23 protein-coding genes are annotated in these 22570 nt (G+C 72.6%); 7 read left to right on the top strand and 16 right to left on the bottom strand.

All coding sequences use genetic code 11. The annotated features are described in order from the left end of the window. The first annotated feature begins 61 nt into the window (after window positions 1-61). From hslV to CR162_RS10105, 3 genes are read left to right on the top strand one after another with little or no spacing between them, the layout of a single operon-like run. Window positions 62-628, top strand: coding sequence for an ATP-dependent protease subunit HslV (gene hslV, locus CR162_RS10115; protein WP_099095501.1), 567 nt, complete (start codon window positions 62-64; stop codon window positions 626-628). A gap of 2 nt (window positions 629-630) precedes the next feature. Next, entirely contained in the window at window positions 631-1959 is a 1329-nt protein-coding gene (hslU, locus tag CR162_RS10110) for an ATP-dependent protease ATPase subunit HslU (RefSeq protein ID WP_099095426.1), read from the top strand. 23 nt (window positions 1960-1982) lie between these two features. After that, a complete protein-coding gene (locus CR162_RS10105) occupies window positions 1983-2780 on the top strand; it encodes an EcsC family protein (protein ID WP_099095425.1) in 798 nt (265 codons plus the stop codon). A gap of 11 nt (window positions 2781-2791) precedes the next feature. On the opposite strand, the gene hrcA is transcribed toward CR162_RS10105, so the two are convergent. Beyond that, window positions 2792-3880: a heat-inducible transcriptional repressor HrcA gene (hrcA, locus tag CR162_RS10100; RefSeq protein ID WP_408887453.1), complete on the bottom strand. Its 1089-nt coding sequence runs from the start codon at window positions 3878-3880 to the stop codon at window positions 2792-2794. Between the two features lie 178 nt (window positions 3881-4058). On the opposite strand from hrcA, the gene CR162_RS10095 reads away from it, so the two are divergent. Next, entirely contained in the window at window positions 4059-4358 is a 300-nt protein-coding gene (locus CR162_RS10095) for a hypothetical protein (RefSeq protein ID WP_099095424.1), read from the top strand. Window positions 4359-4368: 10 nt separating this feature from the next. Further along, a complete protein-coding gene (locus CR162_RS10090) occupies window positions 4369-4551 on the top strand; it encodes a hypothetical protein (RefSeq protein ID WP_099095423.1) in 183 nt (60 codons plus the stop codon). Between the two features lie 70 nt (window positions 4552-4621). Here the strand turns inward: CR162_RS10090 and CR162_RS10085 are convergent, their stop codons facing one another. From CR162_RS10085 to CR162_RS10065, 5 genes are all read right to left on the bottom strand, one after another. Then, window positions 4622-6124 carry a TrkH family potassium uptake protein gene (locus CR162_RS10085; RefSeq protein WP_099095422.1) on the bottom strand — a complete coding sequence of 501 codons (1503 nt, stop codon included), beginning with the start codon at window positions 6122-6124 and terminating at the stop codon, window positions 4622-4624. Next, complete coding sequence (gene trkA / locus CR162_RS10080) at window positions 6114-7643, bottom strand: Trk system potassium transporter TrkA (RefSeq protein ID WP_218014872.1); 1530 nt, start codon at window positions 7641-7643, stop codon at window positions 6114-6116. The genes CR162_RS10085 and trkA overlap by 11 nt, the downstream gene beginning before the upstream one ends. 13 nt (window positions 7644-7656) lie before the next feature. Next, the gene (locus CR162_RS10075; protein WP_099095421.1) at window positions 7657-8748 is read right to left on the bottom strand and encodes an AGE family epimerase/isomerase; all 1092 of its coding nucleotides are present in this window, start codon (window positions 8746-8748) and stop codon (window positions 7657-7659) included. A 148-nt stretch (window positions 8749-8896) separates the two neighbouring features. Next, complete coding sequence (locus CR162_RS10070) at window positions 8897-10225, bottom strand: NAD(P)/FAD-dependent oxidoreductase (RefSeq protein ID WP_099095420.1); 1329 nt, start codon at window positions 10223-10225, stop codon at window positions 8897-8899. A gap of 87 nt (window positions 10226-10312) precedes the next feature. Continuing rightward, on the bottom strand, window positions 10313-11980 hold the full coding sequence (locus tag CR162_RS10065; protein ID WP_099095419.1) for a peptide ABC transporter substrate-binding protein: 1668 nt from the start codon (window positions 11978-11980) through the stop codon (window positions 10313-10315). A gap of 199 nt (window positions 11981-12179) precedes the next feature. Between CR162_RS10065 and CR162_RS10060 the strand changes: the two genes are divergently transcribed. Next, entirely contained in the window at window positions 12180-12803 is a 624-nt protein-coding gene (locus CR162_RS10060) for a cupin domain-containing protein (RefSeq protein ID WP_099095418.1), read from the top strand. Between the two features lie 142 nt (window positions 12804-12945). Here the strand turns inward: CR162_RS10060 and typA are convergent, their stop codons facing one another. Both typA and CR162_RS10050 read right to left on the bottom strand, forming a co-directional pair. Continuing rightward, window positions 12946-14775 carry a translational GTPase TypA gene (gene typA / locus CR162_RS10055; RefSeq protein WP_099095417.1) on the bottom strand — a complete coding sequence of 610 codons (1830 nt, stop codon included), beginning with the start codon at window positions 14773-14775 and terminating at the stop codon, window positions 12946-12948. A gap of 208 nt (window positions 14776-14983) precedes the next feature. Further along, the gene (locus tag CR162_RS10050; RefSeq protein WP_141563125.1) at window positions 14984-15313 is read right to left on the bottom strand and encodes a hypothetical protein; all 330 of its coding nucleotides are present in this window, start codon (window positions 15311-15313) and stop codon (window positions 14984-14986) included. 192 nt (window positions 15314-15505) lie between these two features. Here CR162_RS10050 and CR162_RS10045 point away from each other — a divergent pair, with 192 nt between their 5' ends. After that, window positions 15506-15916: a DUF3775 domain-containing protein gene (locus CR162_RS10045; RefSeq protein ID WP_099095415.1), complete on the top strand. Its 411-nt coding sequence runs from the start codon at window positions 15506-15508 to the stop codon at window positions 15914-15916. A gap of 103 nt (window positions 15917-16019) precedes the next feature. Here CR162_RS10045 and CR162_RS10040 read toward each other — a convergent pair whose 3' ends face one another. From CR162_RS10040 to CR162_RS10010, 8 genes are all read right to left on the bottom strand, one after another. Next, entirely contained in the window at window positions 16020-16748 is a 729-nt protein-coding gene (locus CR162_RS10040) for a DUF1194 domain-containing protein (RefSeq protein ID WP_099095414.1), read from the bottom strand. A 231-nt stretch (window positions 16749-16979) separates the two neighbouring features. Continuing rightward, window positions 16980-17804: a c-type cytochrome biogenesis protein CcmI gene (gene ccmI, locus CR162_RS10035; protein ID WP_099095413.1), complete on the bottom strand. Its 825-nt coding sequence runs from the start codon at window positions 17802-17804 to the stop codon at window positions 16980-16982. Then, a complete protein-coding gene (locus CR162_RS10030) occupies window positions 17788-18270 on the bottom strand; it encodes a cytochrome c-type biogenesis protein (RefSeq protein ID WP_099095412.1) in 483 nt (160 codons plus the stop codon). The genes ccmI and CR162_RS10030 overlap by 17 nt, the downstream gene beginning before the upstream one ends. Further along, a complete protein-coding gene (locus CR162_RS10025; RefSeq protein WP_099095411.1) occupies window positions 18270-18833 on the bottom strand; it encodes a DsbE family thiol:disulfide interchange protein in 564 nt (187 codons plus the stop codon). Before CR162_RS10025 ends, CR162_RS10030 begins: the two co-directional genes overlap by 1 nt. 65 nt (window positions 18834-18898) lie before the next feature. After that, window positions 18899-20860, bottom strand: a complete 1962-nt coding sequence (locus tag CR162_RS10020; protein ID WP_099095410.1) for a heme lyase CcmF/NrfE family subunit — start codon at window positions 20858-20860, stop codon at window positions 18899-18901. Further along, window positions 20857-21414 carry a cytochrome c maturation protein CcmE gene (gene ccmE / locus CR162_RS10015; RefSeq protein ID WP_099095409.1) on the bottom strand — a complete coding sequence of 186 codons (558 nt, stop codon included), beginning with the start codon at window positions 21412-21414 and terminating at the stop codon, window positions 20857-20859. The genes CR162_RS10020 and ccmE overlap by 4 nt, the downstream gene beginning before the upstream one ends. Next, the gene (locus CR162_RS22365; protein WP_176559801.1) at window positions 21411-21557 is read right to left on the bottom strand and encodes a hypothetical protein; all 147 of its coding nucleotides are present in this window, start codon (window positions 21555-21557) and stop codon (window positions 21411-21413) included. The genes ccmE and CR162_RS22365 overlap by 4 nt, the downstream gene beginning before the upstream one ends. A gap of 109 nt (window positions 21558-21666) precedes the next feature. After that, entirely contained in the window at window positions 21667-22461 is a 795-nt protein-coding gene (locus CR162_RS10010; RefSeq protein WP_099095408.1) for a heme ABC transporter permease, read from the bottom strand. Window positions 22462-22570 lie beyond the last annotated feature (109 nt).

Here is a 22570-nt window from a genome sequence, read left to right as displayed (position 1 = left end):
ATGGCGGCCAAAGCCGGGCCCCCGCTTGTTGCGCCGCGTCGGCGATGCCATCTCCGGCGGCATGAACGCGACGTTTCACGCCTCCTCCCACGATCCCCTCGGCTGGCATGGCACCACCATCCTTTGCGTGCGCAAGGACGGGCAGGTGGCCATGGCCGGGGACGGCCAGGTCTCCATGGGCCAGACCGTGGTCAAGAACAATGCCCGCAAGGTCCGCCGCATCGCCGGCGGCAAGGTCATCACCGGCTTCGCCGGCGCCACGGCGGATGCCTTCACGCTGCTGGAGCGGCTGGAGGCCAAGCTAGAGCGCTTCCCCGACCAGCTGGAGCGCGCGGCGGTGGAACTGGCCAAGGACTGGCGCACCGACCGCTACCTGCGCCGGCTGGAGGCGCTGCTGGCGGTGGCCGACAAGGACCGCTCCCTCCTCATCACCGGCCAGGGCGACGTGCTGGAGCCGGAGGACCAGATCATCGGCATCGGTTCGGGCGGCAACTACGCGCTGGCCGCGGCGCGCGCGCTGATCGACGTGGATGGCATGACGGCCGAGGCCATCGCCCGCAAGGCCATGGGCATCGCCGCGGAGATCTGCGTCTACACCAATGGCCGCTACGTGCTGGAGACGATCTGACCATGGCCCCCGAGACCGTGAACCTTTCCCCGCGCGAGATCGTCTCCGAGCTGGACCGCTTCATCATCGGCCAGCACGAGGCCAAGCGCGCCGTCGCCATCGCGCTGCGCAACCGCTGGCGCCGCCAGCAGCTCCCCGAGGCGATGCGCGAGGAGGTGGTGCCCAAGAACATCCTGATGATCGGGCCCACCGGCTGCGGCAAGACCGAGATCGCGCGGCGGCTGGCCAAGCTGGCGGACGCCCCCTTCATCAAGGTGGAGGCCACCAAGTTCACCGAGGTCGGCTATGTCGGCCGCGACGTGGACAGCATCGTGCGCGACCTGGTGGAGATCTCCATCAACCGCATGCGGGAGACCGCGCGCAAGGAGGTGCAGGCCAAGGCGGAGCTGGCGGCGGAGGAGCGGCTGATCACCGCGCTGGTGGGCGAGGGCGCCTCCGGCGAGACGCGGATGAAGTTCCGCCGCATGCTGCGCGAGGGGCAGCTCGAGCAGAAGGAGGTGGAGGTCCAGGTGTCCGACCAGGGCGGCGCCACGCCCGTCGGCATGATGGACATGCCGGGGATGCCGCCCGGGCAGATGGCCAACATCCAGGAGATGATGGGCAAGATGTTCGGCCGCCAGGCCAAGGCCCGCAAGCTGACCGTGGCCGAGGCGCGCACCGCCCTCACCCAGGACGAGGCCGACCGCCTGCTGGACGCGGAGAAGCTGACCCGCGAGGCGGTGGCGCATGCCGAGAACCACGGCATCGTCTTCCTCGACGAGATCGACAAGGTCTGCGCCCGCACCTCCGAGGGCGGCGGCCGTGGCGGCGACGTCTCCCGCGAGGGTGTGCAGCGCGACCTGCTGCCGCTGATCGAGGGCACCACGGTCGCCACCAAGCACGGGCCGGTGAAGACGGACCACATCCTGTTCGTGGCCTCCGGCGCCTTCCACATCGCCAAGCCTTCCGACCTGCTGCCGGAGCTGCAGGGCCGCCTGCCGATCCGCGTCGAGCTCGGCGCGCTGACGCGGGAGGATTTCCGCCGCATCCTGACCGAGCCGGAGCACTCCCTGGCCAAGCAGTACGTGGCGCTGCTTTCCACCGAGGGCGTGACGCTGGAGCTGACCGAGGACGCCATCGAGGCGGTGGCCGACCTCGCGGCCGAGATCAACGCGCGGGTCGAGAACATCGGCGCCCGCCGCCTCGCCACCGTGCTGGAGAAGCTGCTGGAGGAGGTTTCCTTCAGCGCCAGCGACCGCAACGGTGAAACGGTCCGCGTCGATGCGGCCTATGTGAAGGAGAAGGTCGCGCCGCTGGCCGCCAGCGCCGACCTCAGCCGCTTCATCCTGTAAGCCTGTCCGGAGCACGCCGCGCCATGAGCCAGACCCTTCCCGCCACCCTGCCCCTTCCCGCCGAGGCCGAGGCGGAGCTGGCCGAGGCGCGGCGCGTGCTGGACGAGACCTCGCTCGCCGTCCGCATGGCGCAGATGGCGGGCACGCCGATCGAGGCGCTGCGCCGCCGCCTGCCCGCCTCCGCCCAGGGGATGCTGGACAAGGCGGTGCGCCGCGCGCTCTCCACCGCCCTGGACGCCGCGCTGCGCAGCCGCCCCGACCGCAGCCCGGCCGGGCTGGCGCCGGACTGGCTGCACCGGGGCCTGGCCGTGGCCGCCGGCGCCGCGGGCGGCGCCTTCGGCCTGCCCGGCACGCTGGTGGAGCTGCCCGTCTCCACCACCGTGCTGCTGCGCCAGATCGGCGCCGAGGCGGCCGCCGCCGGCGAGGACCTGTCCGACCCGATGACCGGCGCCGAGTGCCTGAAGGTGTTCGCCCTCGGCGGTCCCAGCCCCTCGGACGACGCGGCGGAGACGGGCTACTTCGCCACCCGCCTGGCGCTCGCGCAGTTCCTGCCCAACATGAGCGCGGCGCTGCTGCCGGGCTTCGTCGGCGCCATCGCCGCGCGCTTCATCGGGCCGCTCAGCATCAAGCTGTCCGCCCAGGCGGCGCCGGTGGTGGGGGCGGCGGCGGGGGCGGCGGTGAACCTCGCCTTCCTGGAGCATTTCCGCGCGGTGGCGCGGGCCCACTTCACCGTGCGCCGGTTGGAGCGCGTCCATGGCGCGGGCGCGGTGCGGGCGGCCTATGAGGTGCTGGCGGCGCGCGCGCGGCACCAGGCGGCCTGAGGGGGGCGGGGCTACCCCAGGATCTGGCCGATCACCCGCGCCGTGTAGTCCACCACCGGGATCACACGGCCATAGTTGATCCGCGTCGGGCCGATGACGCCGATGGCGCCGACGATCTGCTCCTGCCCGTCGCGGAAGGGCGCCACCACCATGGAAAGCCCGGCGCTGTTGAACAGGCCGGACTCGGCGCCGATGAAGATCTGCACCCCCTGCCCGCGCTGCGCCAGCTCCAGCAGGCGCAGCATGGTCTCCTGCGCCTCCAGCCGCTCGAACAGCGCCTGGATCTCCTGCACGCGGGCGATCTGGTCGAGGTTCTCCAGCAGCTTGGCCTGGCCGCGCAGGATCAGCGAGCCGCCGCCGCCGCCCGCCCAGGTGGCCAGCCCCTGCTCGATCATCTGCTGGGTCAGCGCGTCCAGCGCGGTGCGGTTGGCCTGGATCTCCTCGGCCACCACGCCGCGCGTCTCCTCCAGCGTGCGGCCGGACAGGCGGGCGTTGAGGAAGTTGCTGGCCTGGGTGAAGGCGCTGGGCGGCAGGCCGGGCGGCACCTCGATGACGCGGTTCTCGACCTGCCCGTGCGCGTTGACCAGCACCACCAGCGCCCGCCCCGGCGACAGGGCGACGAACTCGATGTGCCGCACCGCCGCCTCGGTCTTGGGCGCCACCACGAGGCCGGCCGCGCCGGCCAGGCCGGACAGCATCTGCCCGGCCTCGGACAGGGTTTCCTCCATGCTGCGGCCGGCGGCGGCGCAGCGCGCGGCGATCGCCTCCCGGTCCTCGTCCGAAAGGTCGCCGAATTCCAGCAGGCCATCCACGAAGAGGCGCAGCCCCTGCTCGGTGGGCAGCCGCCCGGCGGAGGTGTGGGGGGCGTAGAGCAGCCCCGCCTCCTCCAGGTCGGCCATGGCGTTGCGGATGGTGGCCGGGGAAAGCGCCAGCGGCAGCCGGCGGGACAGGGTGCGGGAGCCGACCGGCTCGCCCGTTTCCACGTAAAGCTCCACCACCTGCCGCAGAATGGCCGCGCCGCGGCTGTCGAGCCCCGGCAGGAGGTTCAGCCCCCCGCGATGGCCGGTGAACAGCGGCGGCACCCCCTTTCCCTTGGCCAAGTTCTTCGGTTCCTTCATCACTTTGCAGCGTTTCGGGCCAGTTTCGAGCAGCCGTGAAGCAAATGGGTGACACTTCGCCCCAATCTTGTCACGCGCCGACACATCCTGGCCATGAATGCATTGCACTTCTTCTATCGTATTGGTGCGCCACAGGGCGCCGACAAGCGCGGAGGGCCTCATGACGGACAAGTCTGGACTTCGGCTCTGGCCGCTGGCGCTGATGGGCTGGCTCGCGGCCCATCCTTCCGTGGAGAAGGAGGCGGCGGCCGAGGCGCCGCCCGGCTTCGAGGAGGAGGCCGAGGGCCGGCACGCGGCGCCACCGCGGGGGGCGGCGCGCGCCGGCGCGCCGGTTCCGGGGGCCCGCGCGGCCTGGCTTGGCACCTCCCGGGCGCTCTACGCGCATCTGAGCGACACGGAGCGCGCCCGCCTGCGCGCCGAGCGCAAGGCGGCGCGGCGGGCTGGCCCGTTCACGGCATGAGCCCACCGCCATGGTGACGGCTGGCATGCCGGTGCTGGCCGGCTTCCTGCTGGTGCTGTCGCTTTTCGCGCTCGGGGCGGGCCTGGCCGGGCTGTTCCTCGACCGCGCCGCGCGCCACCCCCGCACCGCCGCGGGAATGGTGGCGGCGATGATCGGGCTTTCCTGGGGCGGGAGCCTGCTGCTCGGCGAATGAGGCGCTGGCCGGATGCGCCGGAGCAGCCGCGCCCCGGAGCAGCCGCGCCGAGGGTCAGCCGCGCCGAGGGTCAGCCGCGCCAGAAGCGCGGCATGAACAGGATCAGCACGGTGAACAGCTCCAGCCGGCCGAGCAGCATGGCGAAGCAGAGCAGCCACTTCGCCGCCTCCGGCATGGCCGAGAAGTTGCCTTCCGGCCCGGTGAGCGGCCCGAGGCCGGGGCCGACATTGGAGAGCATGCTGACCGCGGTGCTGGCGCTGGTGAGGAAGTCCAGCTCCATCGCCATCAGCGCGATGGTGATGGCGCCGTAGCAGAAGAAGTAGAGGGCGAAGAACACCACGACGGAGCCGATCACGTCGTCCGGCAGGGGGCGGCCGGCATAGACGCGGGGAAACACGCCGCGCGGGTAGAGCAGCCGCAGGAAGTGCGCCCGCAGCATGATGGCCACCACCAGGAAGCGGAAGATCTTCATGCCGCCCGCCGTGGAGCCGGTGCAGCCGCCCACGAACATCAGCGCGAAGAAGATGCCGACGGCCGCCCCGCCCCACTTCGTGTAGTCGGCCGAGGCATAGCCGGTGGTGGTGACCACCGAGACCACGCTGAGCGCCGCGTGGCGCAGCGCCTCCTCCACGCCATAGACGCCGCGGACCAGCAGGATGGCCGCCACCAGCAGGGTGGCGCCCAGCAGCAGGCCGAGCAGCGCCCGCACCTGCGGGTCCCGCAGGATCTCCCAGTCCCGGCGCAGGGCGCGCAGGTAGAGCACGAAGGGCAGCGCGCCGGCCAGCATCCCCACCGTGGCGATCCAGTGGACGGCCGGGCTGTCCCAGCGGGCCAGGGAGGCGTCGGAGGTGGAGAAGCCGGCGGTGGAGATGGTGCTGAGCGCGTGCACCACCGCGTCGAACGCCGCCATGCCGGCGGCCAGGTAGGCCAGGGCGCAGGCCGCCGTCAGGCCCACATAGACCAGGGTGATGGCCGTGGCGATCTGGCGCGCGCGCGGCAGCACCTTCTCCGAGCGGTCCGAGCTTTCCGTGCGGAAGAGCTGCATGCCGCCGACGCCGAGCGCCGGCAGGATGGCCACGGCCGTGGCGATGATGCCGATGCCGCCCAGCCATTGCAGCAGCGAGCGCCAGAGCAGGATGCCGGGCGGCGCGTGGTCCAGCCCCGTGACCACGGTGGCGCCGGTGGTGGTGAGGCCCGAGACCGCCTCGAAATAGGCGTTGGTCAGGCTGCCGCCGAGGCCGGGGTGCTGCGACAGGTAGAGCGGGATGGCGGCGCAGGCGGTGATGGTGGCCCAGCTCAGCGGCGTCAGCACGAAGGCCTGGCGCAGCGTCAGCCCCTCCGCCAGCGGGCAGCGCGTGGCACGGAACAGCAGCCCCGCGCCGGCCAGCAGGCCGAGGCTCGCCGTGGCGAAGGGCTTCCAGTCCGGATGGCCATGCGCCGCGTCGAGCGCCGCCGGCAGCAGCATGAAGGCGGCCAGGGCCAGCAGCATGCCGCTGGTGAGGTGCAGCACCGGCCGCAGCGGCGGCGGCGACCAGCCTCCCAGCCCCGCCGGGCGCGGCGCTTCAGGCCGCATCGGGGCCGCGGCCGGCGGGATGGGAACGGGCAGGACCGGAGCTGTCGGGACCAGAGCTGTCGGGGCCGGAGCTGTGGAGGGCGGGGCTGTCGGGGTCGAGGCTGTCGGGGTCGAGGCCGGCGGGGCCGGGCGGCGGGCGGTCATCCTCGTGGCCGGGCACCGTCAGCACGGCCTCGGCCTGCTTCAGCGCCGCGTGCGAGACCACGGCGATGATGTCGTCGCCCGGCTGGATGCGGGTGGCGGCGTTGGGGATGATGGCCTCGCCCTCGCGCAGCACGGCGCCGATCAGCATGCCCGGCGGCAGCCCGATCTCGCCCAACCTGCCGCTGACCAGGCGGGAGCCGGCCAGGGCCTTCGCTTCCAGCACCTCGCCGAAATCGCCGCGCAGCTGATAGACCTGCGCGATGGCGCCGCGCCGCACATGCCGCAGAATGGAGGAGATGGTGATGCTGCTGGGGCTGACCACCGTGTCGACGCCGAGCGTGTCCATCATCGGCTCGTAGGAGCCCTTGTTCACCAGGGTGATGGCGCGCTGGCAGCCGGCCCGCTTGGCCAGCACGGAGACGAAGATGTTGGTCTCGTCGTCATTGGTGACGGCGACCACGGTTTCCGCCGCGCCGATATTGGCCTCCTCCAGCAGCTCGCGGTCCAGCGCGTCGCCCTGCAGCACGACCACGGAGGAGCCAAGCTCCTGCGCCACCTCCCTGGCCCGCTCCGGGCTGTGCTCGATGACCTTGAGGGAGACCAGCGCCTCCCGCCCCAGCATCCGCGCCAGGTGCAGCCCGACATGGCCGCCGCCGACGATGACCACGCGCCGCGCCACCTGCTCCCGGTGGCCGAAGGCGGCCATCACCTGGTCCGCCTGGGCGGGCTGGGCGATGACATAGACATCGTCGCCGCAGCGCACCTCGTCCTCCGGCCGCGGCACGAAGGCGCGGCCTTCCCGCACCAGGGCCACGACGACGAAGCCGTTCTCGGCGGCGCGCTGGCGCAGGTCGCGCAGCGGCCTGCCGGCGACGTGGCATGCGGCGTCCTCGCAATGGATGCCGAGCAGCTGCACCCGGCCATCGGCCAGCGGCACCATGTCGAAGGCGCCGGGGGTGCGCAGCCGCCGGGCGATGCCGCGCGCCACCTCCACCTCCGGCGAGATGATGACGTCCACCGGCATCTGGTCCTGGGCGTAGAGGTTGGTCCAGATCGGCTCCAGGTAGCCGTGGTGGCGCAGCCGGGCGATGCGCCGCTTCACGCGGAACAGGGAATAGGCCACCTGGCAGGCCACCATGTTCACCTCGTCCGAGCGGGTGACGGCGATCAGCAGGTCGGCGTCCTTGGCCCCGGCGCGGCGCAGCACCTCGGGGTGGGAGGCGTGGCCGGCCATGCCGCGCACGTCGTAGCTCTCGTCGGCGCGGCGGGCCTGCTCCTCCGAAAGGTCGATGACGGTGACGTCGTTGCCCTCCCGCGCCAGGTGCCGCGCGATGGTGGTGCCGACCTGCCCGGCGCCGCAGACGATGATGCGCATGGCCCCGCTCCGCTCAGCTCTTGCCGCTTAACGCCGCGGGCGCGGCCAGGGCGGCAATGGCGCAGCTCAAATGATACAGGCTGCTGGCCGGGGCCGGCTCCTCGCTGAGGCGGCCATCGGGCAGGCGGCGCTCGTGCCACAGCCCGTCGGGGCGCAGATAAGCGCCGAGCACGCGGGCGGCGCCGGCCCGCTCCTCCGGCGTGGCGGCGGCCTTCAGCCACTCGCTCTGCGGCCAGAGGCGGGCGCCCTCCTCCAGCACGGCGCCGCCGCTGTCCAGCACGTCGCGCAGCGCGCCCTCGGGGCGGCGGGCGGCGGGGCGGTCGAGAAAGGCGCGCAATGCCGCCGCCTCGGCCGGCGCGGCATGGCCTCCGGCGAGGCGCGCATGCCAGCGCAGCAGCCAGATCCATTCGCAGTGATGCCCGGGCTCCACCGGGTGCGGCGCGGCGGGCGGCGCCAGGCGGTCGTCCAGGAACTCGGCCAGGGTGCCGCTGGCCGGCTGGAAGAAGCGCGCGCGGAACAGCGCCAGCAGCCGCGTGGCGCCTTCCAGGAAGCACGGCTCGCCGAACGCCTCCAGGGCGGCGAGGCGGGCCTCCAGCAGGTGCATGTGCGGGTTCTGCCGGCGCGGCAGGGCGGGTGGCAGGCTTTCCACGTATCCGCCCGCCGGGTGGGACATGCGCCGCTCGATGAAGGCGTCCAGCGCCAGCGCCATCTCGCGCAGCGGCGCGGCCGGCAGCACGGCCGTGGCGGCGGAGAGCGCCAGCAGCACGAAGGCATGGTCGTAGAGGTCGCGCCGGTCGTCCGCCACGCGCCCCGAGAGGTCGAAGCGCCAGGCATAGCCGCCATCCGGCTGGCGGGCGCGGCGGCGGAGGAAGTCGAGGCCGAGCTCCACCGCCTCGGCGGCGCGGGGCAGGCCCGCGCGGTGGGCGAGCGAGAAGCTGTAGACCTGCCGCGCCGCCACCCTCAGGCGGCGGAACTCCGCCGCGCAGGCATATCCGTCGAGGGTGAGGCTCTCATGGAAGGCGCCGGCCCGCCAGTCGACGCCATGGGCGAGCCAGCAGGGCCAGGCCCGCTGTGTCAGCCAGGGCCAGAGATCGTGTTGTTCCACGCCGCCGCGTTACCCCGCCCGCCCTTCCTTCCGCAAGCGGCCGGCCGGAGCGGGAGAAAGGAGCGGGAGAAAGGAGCGGGAGAAGGGGGCGAAGGCGGGGCCTCGCCGGGGCGGAGCGCCATGGCCCGGCGGCGCGCCGGGCCGGTCGCTACAGCGCGCCGGCCGGCGCCAGCGAGGTTCCGTCCACCAGCCGGCTGTAGCGGTAGGCGCGCGGATCGACGATCGGCGCGTCGCCCGCCACGATGTCCGCCGCCAGCCGCCCCGCCGCCGGCCCGATGCCGAAGCCGTGCCCGCTGAAGCCGGTGGCCAGGTGGAAGCCCTTGAGCTTCTCCACCGCCGAGATCACCGGCACCGCGTCCGGCGTCGAGTCGATGGAGCCGGCCCAGGCCTCGGCGCAGCCGATGCCGGCGAACGAGGGATGCGCCGCGCGCAGCATGGCGAGCGCCTCCTCCACCAGCGTCATGTCCGGCGTGGGGTCCAGCACGCGGTTGCGCTCGAAGGGCGTCTCGCGGTCGAGCGACCAGGAGGCGCCGGCCAGCAGCCCGTCCAGGAACGGCTTGCCCACGCGGATCTTCAGCTTGGCGGCGCGCTGGCGGAAGGTGGGCCAGAACTGGCGCGCGTAGCGCAGCCCGTCCGGCGTCAGGTGCAGCGTGCCGCGGCCGCGCAGCGCCACGGTGAAGCCGCCATCCTCGCGCCGGCGCATGCAGTAGCCGGGCGTGCCCAGCGCGCCCTCGGTCAGGGCGGGGGCGGCGGTGGTGCGGAAGGCGGTGCCCGTCACCATGGCCTGCGGCAGGTCGATGCCATGGCGGCGGCAGAACAGAGTGGACCACGCCCCGCCCGCCAGCAGCACGGTCTGCGTGCGGATGCGGCCCTTCTCCGTCACCACCGCGTCGATGGCGCCGGCCCTGGTTTCCAGCCCGCGCGCGGCGCAGTTCTGGAACAGCCTCACGCCCAGCCGGCGCGCCGCCGCCGCCAGCGCGGGCGCGGCCTTCGAGGGCTCGGCGCGCCCGTCGCTCGGCGTTTCCATGCCGCCGATCCAGCCCTCGTTGCTGCCGGGCAGGCGCTCGGCCACCTCGGCGGCGCTCAGCATGTGGCTGTGCACCTGCATCTGGCGCGCGTCGTTCGCCCAGCGCTCCCAGCCGGCCAGCTCCTTCGGGTCCCGCGTCACCCACAGCACGCCCTTGCGGCGGAAGCCGAGATCGGCGCCGATCTCCTCGTGCAGCGTGCCCCACATCTCGAGGCTGGCGCGGGCGAGCGGGATCTCGTGCCGGTCCCGCCCCTGCTGGCGGCACCAGCCCCAGTTGCGGCTGGACTGCTCGGCCCCGACATGCCCCTTCTCGATCAGCGCGACCGAATGGCCCTTCTTCGCGAGATGGTAGGCGGCGGCGACGCCGATGATGCCGGCGCCGATGACGACGACATCGACCGCCTCCGGCAGCTTCTCATCGCTGGCGATGCGGTCGACAGGAGGCGACATGAAGGCAATCCTTGCTGTGGGTCGGGCGAAGAGAAAGGGGCCGCCCGCCGGCGGCCCCCATGCGGCCCCGCGTCAGGTCCAGTACCATCAGGCCCAGTACCATTCGCGGATGTTCCAGCAGTTGGAGGAGGTGTTGATGTTGGCGCGGAAGCCGTGCAGCCCCTCCTTCACCCCTTCCACCAGCGACTGCTGGAAGATCGGCAGGATCGCCAGCTCGTCGCGGATGATCTCCTGGATGCGGCCATAGGTGGCCTTGCGCGCCGCCTGGTCGAACTGCGTGGCGCCCTTCTGCAGCAGCGCGTCCACCTCGGCGTTCTCGAACTGGAAGGTGTTCTGCCCGCGCCCGCCCTTGGCGGGGATGGCCTTGCTGCTGAAGCGCGGCGTCACGTCCGGGTCGCTGCCCAGCATGTAGTTCACGCTCACCAGCACGGAGTTGAACTTGGACTGCTGCCAGAACTCGCCCCAGATGACGGCGGCGGGCATGTTCTGGATCTTCATGCCGACGCCGATGCCCTGCCATTCCTGCATCAGGTATTGCTGCACCTGCTCGCGCACCTGGTTGCCGGTGGTGGTGGAGTTGGTGAACTCCAGCCGCACGCCGTCCTTCTCGCGGATGCCGCCCGCGCCCCGCTTCCAGCCCGCCGCGTCCAGCAGCGCATTGGCCTTGGCGGGGTTGTATTCGTGCTGCGGCAGGTCAGGGTTGTAGGCCCAGCTCTGCCGCGGCAGGAAGGATTCGGTGGGCGTCGGCAGGCCGTAATAGATGGCGTCGATCAGCGCCTTCTTGTTCATGCTCAGATAGAGCGCCTGGCGTACCGTTTTGTCGGCCAGGGCGGGGAAGCCGAGATTGGGCGCGATGCTCTCCACCGAGGCGATCGGGTTCACATGGACCTTGCGGCCGCGCAGCCCCTGCGCCTCACGCGCGAAATTGGGCAGGATGCCGGAGATGCCCGTGTAGTCGACCTGGCCCGTGCGGAACTGGGTGTAGAGCACCGTCAGGTCCGGGATGTACTTGAACACCAGCCGCTCCACATACGGCCCCTTGCCGTGATAGTCGGGGTTGGCGTTCAGCAGGATGTGGTCGCCCGCCGCGCGGCTGCCCCAGCGGAACGCGCCGGTGCCGACGGGCGCCGCCGCGAAGGGCGTGTTGTTGGGGTCCGCCGCGTCGGCCAGCTTGTGCTTCGGCACGATGAAGGTGAGCGAGAGGATGGAGAGATAGGGCGCGTAGGCCGTCTCCATCCGCCACTGGATCTCGTCCGGCGCCACCACCTGGATGTCCCGCACCAGCCCGTGCCCGACGCGGTTGCGGACGCGAAAGCCGGGATTGTTGATCAGCTCCAGGGTGAACTTCACGTCCTCGGCGGTGAAGGGCGCGCCGTCATGCCACTTCACGCCCTGGCGCAGCTTCACCTTCCAGGTCAGGCCGTCCTCGGAGATGCCGCCGTTCCGCTGGCTCGGCATCTCCGCCGCCAGGTCGGGAACGAAGTTGCCGTCCGGGTCGATGTACCAGAGGGTGCTGAACAGGTTCCACCACACGCCCTGGTCCACCTCGATGCCCGGCATCAGCGGGTGGAAGACGGTGGGCTCCTGCGACAGGCCGGCCACCACCTGGCCCTTGGGCTTCTCGGGCGGGCGGGGCTGCGCCCGGGCCGGGCCGGCGGCCAGCGCCGCCGCCGCGCCGCCGCCAATGGCGAACAGGCCGCGCCGCGTGGGCGAGAGGATGCGCTGCCAGCGCGGGCCAGTCTCGTCATGCGTCATGCTTCTCGTCTCCCACGGTCCGGGCCGTCCGCCGCGTGATCAGCGCCGGGCCGGTCGCGGCCCCTTCCCCGGCGCGGGTCTTTTCAGCCCGGTCAAAACCCTTGCCCTCATGTTCACTCTCATGAAATTTTCTTGTCAATCATCTTGCAACGGTCCGGCAGGGCTGACATGGCGGCGGCGACCCGCAGGAGAGAGGCGCATGAAATCCGAGGCCGAGCTGGCCGCCATGCCCCCGCTGGACCTCGCCAGCGCCGACGACGCCGCCAGCGACCGCCGCCTGGGGGAATGCGTGCGCGTGCTGCGGCAGCGGATGGGGCTGTCGATCCAGGAGCTGGGCCGGCGCACCGGCCTGTCCACCGGCATGATCAGCCAGATGGAGCGCGGGCTGGCCACGCCCTCCATCCGCACGCTGCGGCTGCTCAGCCTGGCGCTGCGGGTGCCGATCTCGTTCTTCTTCGAGGAGCGGCCGACCGGCGCCTCGCCGCGCCACATCGTGCGCCGCGCGCAGCGCCGCCTGCTGCGGCTGACCTCTTCCGGCGTGCTGAAGGAGGCGCTGGCCCCCGACACGCCGGGCAGCGTGGAGATGTACGAGCTGACGCTGAACCCGGGCGGCTCGTCCGGTGCGGACTTCTTCCGGCACGAGGGGGAGAAGGCGGGCTATGTGCTGTCCGGCACGCTGCGCCTGTGGCTCGACCACGAGGCGCACCTGCTGGAGGAAGGCGACAGCTTCCGCTTCCCCAGCACCGTGCCGCACATGTTCGACAACCCGACCGAGGCGCCGACGCGCATCCTCTGGATCACGGTGCCGGCGAGCGAGACATGAAAAAGGCCCGGGGAGCGAACTCCCCGGGCCTTTTTCCGTCAGCCGCCGCTCATGGTCAGGACGGGACCGCCGAGCCCGACCGGTTCGCCCCGATCCGGCGCAGCGGCCGGCGTCTCGGCCCTGATTGGCAGCCCGCAGAGAATCAGGCGGCCTCGCTGTCGGAGCGCTTGGCGTGCTTCTTGCGCTCATGCGGGTCGAGGTAGCGCTTGCGCAGGCGGATGGCGGTGGGCGTCACCTCCACCAGCTCGTCCTCCTCGATATAGGCGATGGCCTGCTCCAGGCTCATCCGGCGCGGCGGCACCAGCAGCAGCGCCTCGTCCTTGCCGGCGGCGCGGACGTTGGTCAGCTTCTTTTCCTTGATCGGGTTCACGTCGAGGTCGTTCTCGCGCGAATGCTCGCCCAGGATCAGGCCGGTATAGACCTTGGCGCCCGGATCGACGAACAGCGTGCCGCGCTCCTGGAGCGAGAACAGCGCGTACTGCACCGCCTCGCCGTCGGAGTTGGAGATCAGGCTGCCCTTGATGCGGCCTTCGATCGGCCCGGCCCAGGGCTGGTAGCCCAGGAACAGGCGGTTCATCATGCCGGTGCCGCGCGTGTCCGTCATGAACTCGCCGTGGTAGCCGATCAGCCCGCGCGAGGGGATGTGGAAGGTCAGGCGCACCTTGCCGCCGCCGGAGGGGCGCATGTCCTGCATCATGCCCTTGCGCAGCGACATCTTCTCGACGACGACGCCCGAGTATTCCTCGTCGACGTCGATGACGGCCTCCTCGAACGGCTCCTCCTTCTCGCCCGTTTCCGGGTTGATCTGGGTGAGCACGCGCGGGCGGCCGATGGTGAGTTCAAAACCCTCGCGGCGCATCGTCTCGATCAGCACGCCGAGCTGGAGCTCGCCGCGGCCGGCCACCTCGAAGGCGTCGACTTCCTCGGACACCTTCACCTTGATGGCGACGTTGCCCTCGATCTCCTTGAACAGCCGGTCGCGGATCTGGCGCGACGTGACCTTCTTGCCCTCGCGGCCACCGAGCGGGCCGTCATTGATGCGGAAGGTCATGGACAGCGTCGGCGGGTCGATCGGGATCGCCGGCAGCGGCTCCGCCACCTCGGGGGAGGCGATGGTGTCGGGGATCGTCGCGTCCGACAGGCCGGCGATGGCGCAGATGTCGCCCGCCTGCACCTCGTCGACCGGCACGCGCTCCAGGCCGGAGAAGGTCATCAGCTTGGTCAGGCGGCCGGTCTCCACCACCGTGCCGTCCTGGCGCAGCACGCGCACCGGCATGTTGGTGCGCGCCACGCCCTGCTCGATGCGGCCCGTCAGGATGCGGCCCAGGAACGGGTCGGCCTCCAGGATGGTCGCGTTCATGGCGAAGGGCTTGTCCACCGCCACCGTCGGCGCCGGCACATGGCTCAGGATCAGGTCGAACATCGGCGACAGGTCCTTGCGGGGACCGTCCATCGTCAGGTCGGCCCAGCCCTGGCGGCCGGAGGCGAACATGGTGTGGAAGTCGAGCTGCTCGTCCGAGGCGCCGAGCGCCGCGAACAGGTCGAACACCTCGTTCAGCACCTCGTCGGCGCGGGCGTCCTGGCGGTCGACCTTGTTGATGACCACGATCGGCTTCAGGCCGCGGGCCAGCGCCTTGGTCAGCACGAACTTGGTCTGCGGCAGCGGGCCCTCGGCCGCGTCGCAGAGCACGATGGCACCGTCGACCATCGAGAGGATGCGCTCCACCTCGCCACCGAAATCGGCGTGGCCAGGCGTGTCGACGATGTTGATCTTGACGCCCTTCCACTCGACGGCGGTGGACTTGGCGAGAATGGTGATGCCGCGCTCACGCTCCAGGTCGTTGCGGTCCATGGCGCGTTCGGCGACCTGCTGGTTGGCGCGGAAGGCGCCGGCCTGCTTCAGCAGGTTGTCGACCAGCGTGGTCTTGCCATGATCGACGTGGGCGATGATAGCGACGTTGCGCAATTCCATAAAGCGGGCAGTCCCGAGGCTGCGCCGCCTACGCACACGGCCCGACTTCCCTGTCCGCAGGCATGCGGCGGGGTCGGGCAGGGCGGGCCTGGCGGCTTGTTTCGGCGCACAGATAGGATGCCCGGGCCGAAAAAGCGAGCTTTTCCCGCCCCCGATCCCGGCGGCGGATGCAGGGCTGCCTCCCGGGCGCGGTGGGCGTGGCCCGATTCTACAGCCGGTACAGCGCCTTGCTGGCTCCGCCGAAGGGGCGCCGGGGCTGGAACCGCTCCACCACGCACAGATGCAGCGCCTGGTGCATGGCGGGCGGCACCTCGCCGCTCTCGGCCTCGGGGCCGGGGGGAAGGCCGGGCTCGGCCCGGGGCAGCTCGGTGTCCACCGGCCGCCAGCCGATCAGGCGGGGCATGTGCGAGCGGAACAGCGGCGCCGATTCGGCGCATCCGGGCGCGGCCGGCAATCCTGGCCCGGACACGGCCTGGAACAGCGCGACAGGCTGCGGGCGGAGGGGCTGGTCGGAAACGGTGGCCCGGGGGGCGGACATCGATGCTCCGAGGGCGACCGCTGCGATGAGGGGGGTGATCGTTGAGCGGCGCATGCGATTCCAACGAAGCGGTTTTCGCATCGTTGCCGGGCCGGGTTAGCATGTCCCTAACACAAAAATTTTTGGGCAACCCCGGCCTGCCATCCGGCCTTCGCGTTGCCATAGCCTTACCCAGGGAAAGGAGGACGCCGCATGAGCGATACGCCGCGGGACGATGAGAGCGATGTCGATCTGGGCGTCAGCCTGGAAACCGTCGCGACGGTGGTCGACCACATCCGCGCCATCCAGGGTGAGGACACCAATGAGCGCGACACCGAGGATGAGGACGAGGAGGGGATCGGCGAGGACGATTTCGACGAGGGCACCCTCGCCGCCTTCATCGACGAGCTGAACGAGGACGAGCAGGCGGCGCTGGTGGCCCTGGCCTGGACCGGCCGGGGCGACTACGAGGCGGAGGAATGGGAGGAGGCGGTGCGCCTCGCCAAGGAGCGCGGCGCCGGCACCGACACCGCCGCCTACCTGCTCAGCATGGACATGGCGGGCGACCTGATCAGCGAGGGCCTGGCCACCTTCGGCATCGCCATCGAGGAAATCGAGCGCTGAGGCACGCCGCCCGCCAGGCCAGGCGGAACGGGGGCGGGCGGAACCGGGGCGGGCGCCTGCCCCGCCCCGCCGGCGGGGCACGGCCCCGGTGGGTGCCCTCTCCTCAGGCGCGCTCCATCACCGGCCCGTCCAGCCCGGCAATCTCGCGGATCAGCTTGCGGCGAACCGCGACGCCGAAGCTCGCGAAGTCGTCCGCCGCCACCAGAAAGGCGCCGTCGCCCCCGATCACCGATTCGGCATAGTACTGGTCGAGCGGGATGCTGAGGCGGCGGCCGAAGGTGGGGTTGTCGTTGATGATGGGCAGGCCGTTGATGACGATGCCCTGCGCCACCGCCGCGTCCCGCGCTGCCTCCACCGGGCCGCCGGAATTGTTCACCCCGTCGCCCGAGATGTCGATGACGCGCCGCGTGCCCTCGAAAGGCGCCTCCGCCAGCATGCGCGCGCTGAAATCGATGGCGGCGGAGATCGAGGTCCAGGACAGCGAGGCGCGCGGCGCCTCCGCCAGCATGTCGGACCAGCGATTCGCCTCCCGCTGGCCGCCGATGCGGATCCAGGGGAGCACCTGGCGCTGGTACTCCGCCCCCGCCCATTCGACATAGGTGATGGCGATGGCGCCGAGCGTGCCGCCCTGCAGCGCCTCCACCACCTTCGGGTCGGACATGGCGGCGCGGTAGCCCTCGCGCTGCAGCCTCGCCTCGTCCTCGTCCACCGAGCGCGAGACATCGACCGCCAGGACAAGGAGGACATCGACCGCCTCCGCCGCCCTGGTCCGCCCGGGCAGGAGGGTGGCCGCCGCCAGCCCGCCCGCCGCCAGCAAGGAACGTCGACGCATACCGAGCCTCCTGCCTGTCCGGAGACCAGCAAAGCCGATCCGGGGGGGAGGACTGCAACCGTTACGAGTGCAAGTCTGCGTGCGGTTCCAGGGCCGCCCCGCAAGGGCGCGGCGCGGAGCGTCGGGAGCCCCGCGCCCCCTTCCCGGCCGCCCGCGGCATGGCAGTTCCTCCCAGGGCAGTTCCTCCCAGGGCAGTTCCTCCCAGAACAGCCTCTCTCAGGACAGCCTTTCTCAGGGCAGCTCCTGCAGGCGCCGCTCCACCAGGGCGCGCCAGGGCGCGTCGGCCGGGGCCTGGGCCAACAGGGCGCGCCAGGTGGCGCGGGCGTTCTCGGTGCGGCCGGCGCGCGCCTCGCCCAGGCCGGACAGGTAGCGCAGGCGGGGCTGCTCCGGCTCGGCGGCCAGCGCGCGGGCGAGCAGGGAGGCGGCCTCGTCCAGCCCGCCATGCTCGATCAGCAGCTCGGCCAGCTCAGCCGCCAGCGGTCCCTCGAAGCGCGCCTCCAGGGCGCGGCGCCAGGCAGCGGCGGCGGCCTCCCAGCGGCCGCGGCCGCGCTCGGCATTGCCGAGCAGGATCCAGCCCTGGCGTGCCGTCTCGCTGCCGGCCGGCACCTGCTCCAGCCGGGCGCGGAGCTGGGTCATCAGCGCGTCGTCGCGCGCCGCGGCCTCGGCCCGCTCCACATAGGGCGCGGCCGGCAGCTCCGGGTTGCCGCGCTGGAGATAAACGCCGAACCCCAGCGCCGGCACCAGGAACAGCAGCGCCGCCAGCACGGCCGCGCCGCGCCCGCCATGGCTCTGGCCCCCCGCGTCGCTGCTGGCCAGCAGGCGGCGCTGCACCTCCAGCGTGGCGGCGCGGTGCGCCCCCTCGTCCAGCCGCCCCGCGGCCCGCTCGCGCTCCAGCTCGGCGAGCTGGGCGCGGTAAAGGGCGAGGTCGGCCTCGCGCCGGCCGGTGAGGCGGACGGGACGCAGCAGGGCAAGCCCGAGCGGCGCCAGGGCGAGCGCCGCCAGCCCCAGGAAGAGGAGCCAGATCAAAACAGAAACCAGGTCATCGGGCGGGGTCATCCTCCAGCGCCGCCAGGCGGGCGCGTTCCTCGGGCGTCAGCGGCGCCGGCTCGGGCCGCGCCCCCTGGCGGCGGCGCAGCAGCAGCAGGGCGAGCCCGCCGCCGCCCAGCGCCAGCACCGGCATGCCCCACAGCAGCGCGGTGGCCAGCGAGAAGGGCGGCCGCAGCAGCACGAAGTCGCCGTAGCGGTCATGCACGTAGTCCAGCACGGCGCGGTCGCTCTCGCCGGCGGCGATGCGCTCGCGCACGATGCGGCGCAGGTCGCGCGCGAGGTCCGCCTCGCTGTCCTCGATCGACTGGTTCTGGCAGACGAGGCAGCGCAGCTCCCGCCCGATGGAGCGCGCGCGCTCCTCCTGCGCCGGGTCGCGCAGCATCTCGGAAGGCAGGCCCACGGCGGAAGCGGGCGCCAGCGCCGGATGGGACAGGCCGGCCCAGGCCAGCAGCGCCAGGATCGCGAGGCGGCGCATCAGGCGTGGCGCCGCAGCAGCGGGCGGATGTCCTGCTCCAGCACCTCGGGCGTCACCGGCCCGGGCCAGCGCCAGCGGACGATGCCCTTGCGGTCCAGCAGATAGGTCTCCGGCACGCCATAGACGCCCCAGTCGATGGCGACGCGCCCCGGCCGGTCGGCGCCCAGCCGCTGGAAGGGGTTGCCGTGGCGGGTGAGGAACTGCGCCGCGTCCTGCGGCTTGTCCTTGTAGTTGACGCCCCAGACGGCGACCCCCTCGCGCGCGAGGCGCATCAGCTGCGGGTGCTCGATGATGCAGGGCACGCACCAGCTCGCCCAGAAGTTCACCAGCATCGGCGCCGGCAGCCCGCCCAGCTCGGCGGCGGCGAAGCCGGGCAGGCCGGCGGCCTCCACCGGCGGCAGCACGAAGGGCGGCGGGGCGCGGCCGACCAGCACGGAAGGCACGCCGCGCGGGTCGTAGCTGCCCGTGCCCATGCCGCGCAGCATGGCGTAGAAGCCGGCGCCCCCCGCCACGGCGAGGCCGAGCGGCGCCAGCATCAGCATGCGGCGGGAGGTCATGGGCATGGTCGGGCTCCGGTCATGGGCATGGGCTGGGCTGCGTCTGGGCTGCGTCCTGGGCTGCCGGACCCTCAGGCCTGGGCCACGGCGCGGCTCCTGGGGGCGGGCGCCGCCACGCGGATGCGCCGGTCGGTGAGGGAGATGCCGCCCCCCAGCGCCATGATGGCGGCGCCCAGCCAGATCCAGGGCGCCAGCGGGTTGTGGTGGATGCGCAGCACGGCGGTGCCGCCCTCCTCCTCGCCCATCACCGCGTAGAGGTCGGACAGCCAGGTGGTGTGGATGGCGGCCTCGGTGGTGTTCATCCGGCCGACGGGGAAGAAGCGCCGCTCCGGCGTCAGCACCGCAACCGGCGCGCCCTCGCGGCTGACCGTCACGGTGGCGCGGCGCGAGGTCCAGTTGGGGCCGATCACGTCCTCCACCCGGTCCAGGCGCCATTCATAGCCGGCATGGGCGATGGTGGCGCCGGGGCGCAGCGCGGCCAGCCGGTCGGTCGCCAGCCCCATGCCGGCCATGCCGAGGATGGAGATGCCAAGCCCGGCATGGGCGATGGCCGCGCCCCAGGCGGCGCGCGGCAGGCCGCGGGCGCGGCTCCAGGCGGCCGACGGGCGGCGGAACAGGGCGATGCGGTCGAGGATGTCGGCCAGCGCGCCCGCCACCAGCCAGGCGGCGGCGGCGAAGCCCAGCGCCGGCCCGATCCGCACGCCCGCGAAGGCGAGGCACAGCGCCACGGTCAGCGCCGCCAGCAGCGCCGCCCACCACAGCCGCTGCAGCACCGGCCAGAGCTGCGCCCGCTTCCAGGGCAGCAGCGGCCCGGCCGCCATGGCCAGCACCAGCGGCACGGCCAGCGGCAGCATGGCGGTGTTGAAGAAGGGCGGGCCCACCGAGATCTTCTGGCCCAGCAGCAGGTCGGCGAACATCGGCCAGAGCGTGCCGGCGAGCACCACGGCCGTCATGGAGCAGAGCAGCAGGTTGTTCAGCACCAGCCCGCCCTCGCGCGAGAGCGGCGCGAACAGCCCGGCCGGCGCCATGGCCGGCGCCCGCCAGGCGAAGAGCGCGAAGCCCCCCGCCACGTAGAACGCCAGCAGGCCGAGGATGAAGACGCCGCGCTCCGGGTCGTTGGCGAAGGCGTGCACCGAGTTCAGCACGCCCGAACGCACCAGGAAGGTGCCGAGCAGCGAGAAGCCGAAGGCCAGCAGCGCCAGCAGCACGGTCCAGACCTTCAGCGCCTCGCGCTTCTCCACCACGATGGCGGAGTGCAGCAGGGCGGTGCCGGCCAGCCAGGGCAGCAGGGAGGCGTTCTCCACCGGGTCCCAGAACCACCAGCCGCCCCAGCCCAACTCGTAATAGGCCCACCAGGAGCCGAGCGCGATGCCGAGGGTGAGGAAGGCCCAGGCCGCCAGCGCCCAGGGGCGCACCCAGCGGCCCCAGGCGGCGTCCACCCGCCCTTCCAGCAGGGCGGCGATGGCGAAGGCGAAGGTGACGGCGTAGCCGACATAGCCGAGGTAGAGCAGCGGTGGGTGGAAGGCGAGGCCCGGGTCCTGCAGCACCGGGTTCAGCCCCTGGCCGTCCGGCGGCGGCGGCCAGACGCGGCCGAACGGGTTGGAGGTGATCAGCACGAAGGCCAGGAAGCCCACCGCCACCAGCCCCAGCACGCCCAGCACACGGGCGCGCAGCGCCGAGGGCAGGTCCCGCCCGAAGCCGGCCACGGCGCCGCCGCACAGCGCCAGGATCAGCGCCCACAGCACCATGGAACCCTCGTGGTTCCCCCAGGCGCCGGAGAGCTTGTAGAGCAGCGGCTTGGCCGAGTGGCTGTTCTGCACCACGTTGACCACGCTGGTGTCGTTCGCCGCGAAGGCCCAGAGCAGCGCGCCGAAGGCGGCGGCGACCGCCAGCAGGTGCCCGCCCGCCAGCGGGCCGGCGGCGGCCATCAGCCGGGCATCGCCGCGCGCGGCGCCGAGCAGCGGCACCAGGCTCTGCGCCAGGGCCAGGGCGAGGGCGAGGGCGAGGGCGAAATGGCCAAGCTCCGCGATCATCCGCCGCGCTGCTCCCGCGGGTTCTCCGCCCTGTCCTGCGCCCCGGGCGCGGGGGTGTCCGGCGAAAGGGTGTTCCAGGAAGCGGCCGGCGGGGCCGCGCCCTGCGCCGGGTCCCAGTGGCCGCTGCGCTTCAGCGCGTCGGCCACCTCGGGCGGCATGTAGGTCTCGTCATGGCGGGCCAGCACCTCGCTGGCGCGGAACAGCCCGTCCGGCCCCAGCTTGCCCAGGGTGACGACGCCCTGCCCCTCGCGGAACAGGTCCGGCAGCACGCCGACATAGGAGACGGGGATGGTCACCGGCCCGTCGGTGACGCGGAAGCGGGCCTCGGTGCGGCCATCGGCGGCTTGCGCGCGCTGCAGGCTGCCGGCCTCGACCAGCCCGCCCAGGCGGAAGGCGCGGTCCGGCCCGGGGCTCTTCGCCGCGATGTCGCTCGGCGCCAGGAAGAAGACGAGGTTGTCCTGGAAGGCGGTGAGGGTGAGCGCCGTGGCCGAGCCGAGGCCGAGCCCCGCCAGCACCACGATCCACATCCGGCGCCGCTTGCGCGACGGTCTCATGCCCGCCTCCTCTCGCGCGGGTCCAGCCGGGCCAGATCCCGCTTCGCCGCCGCATGCCGCCACGCGGCCAGTATCGCCATGCCCCCGAAGCCGAGCGCCGCCAGCCCCCAGGAGATGGCCACATGCCACCAATGCTGCGTCATGGCGTCTTTCTGTCCGTGATTTCCATGACTTGCATCAAGATCGCCGGTTTCCCTCTGGGGCTCGCATGGTGATGGGCAGGAACAGGAAATGGGGGGCCTGCGGGAAAATTCACTTCTCCGCCGCCCCGCCATCGTGCCGCCGCGCCTGCGCCAGCTGGAGCTGCCGCACCCGCCGCTCCATCACCGCCGCCCGCGTCCGCGCCAGCACCAGCGCGGCGAAGGCGAGGCCGAAGCCCAGGGCACAGACCATCAGCGGGTAGAGGATGTCCACATGCATCCCCGGCGCCGCCGCCCGCGTGACGGAGGCCGACTGGTGCAGCGTGTTGAACCAGTCCACGCTCCACTTGATGACCGGCAGGTTCACCGCCCCGATCAGGGCCAGGATGGCGCCGGCGCGGGCACCGCGCTCCTCCTCGTCGAAGGCGCGCACCAGGGCGGCATGGCCCATCCACAGGAAGAACAGCACCAGCACGGAGGTCATCCGCGCGTCCCAGGCCCACCAGGTGCCCCACATGGGCCGCCCCCACAGGCTGCCCGTGGCGAGGCAGAGCGCCGTGACCATGGCGCCAACGGGCGACAGCTCGCGCGCCGCGAGGTCGGCCAGCGGGTGGCGCCAGATCAGCGACATCAGCGAGGCGATGGCCAGGCCCAGATAGCCGCCCATGGCCAGCCAGGCCATCGGGACATGGACATACATGATGCGCACCGTCTCGCCCTGCTGCCAGTCGGGCGGCGAGAACAGCAGCGCCCAGGCGGCGCCGGCGCCCAGCACCAGCAGGGCGGCGCCCCACAGCCAGGGCAGCACGCGGTCGGTCAGCCGCAGGAAGCGGCCGGGATTGGCGAAGCGGTGCAGGCCGCCGCCGGCGGGCGGGACGCCTGGGCGCCGCGCGGGGCTGGCGGGCAGGGGCCGTGGGGCCGAGGGGGGGGCCGAGGGGGGGGCCGAGGGGGGGGCCGAGGGGGGGGCCGAGGGGGGGGCCGAGGGGGGGGCCGAAGGGGGCGCGGGGGTGCTCACG

It is taken from the genome of Teichococcus rhizosphaerae (assembly GCF_002631185.1).
Lineage (GTDB): Bacteria > Pseudomonadota > Alphaproteobacteria > Acetobacterales > Acetobacteraceae > Pseudoroseomonas > Pseudoroseomonas rhizosphaerae.
The sequence above is the reverse complement of the archived record's forward strand: the minus strand, read 5'-3'. Positions and strand labels throughout refer to the sequence as shown.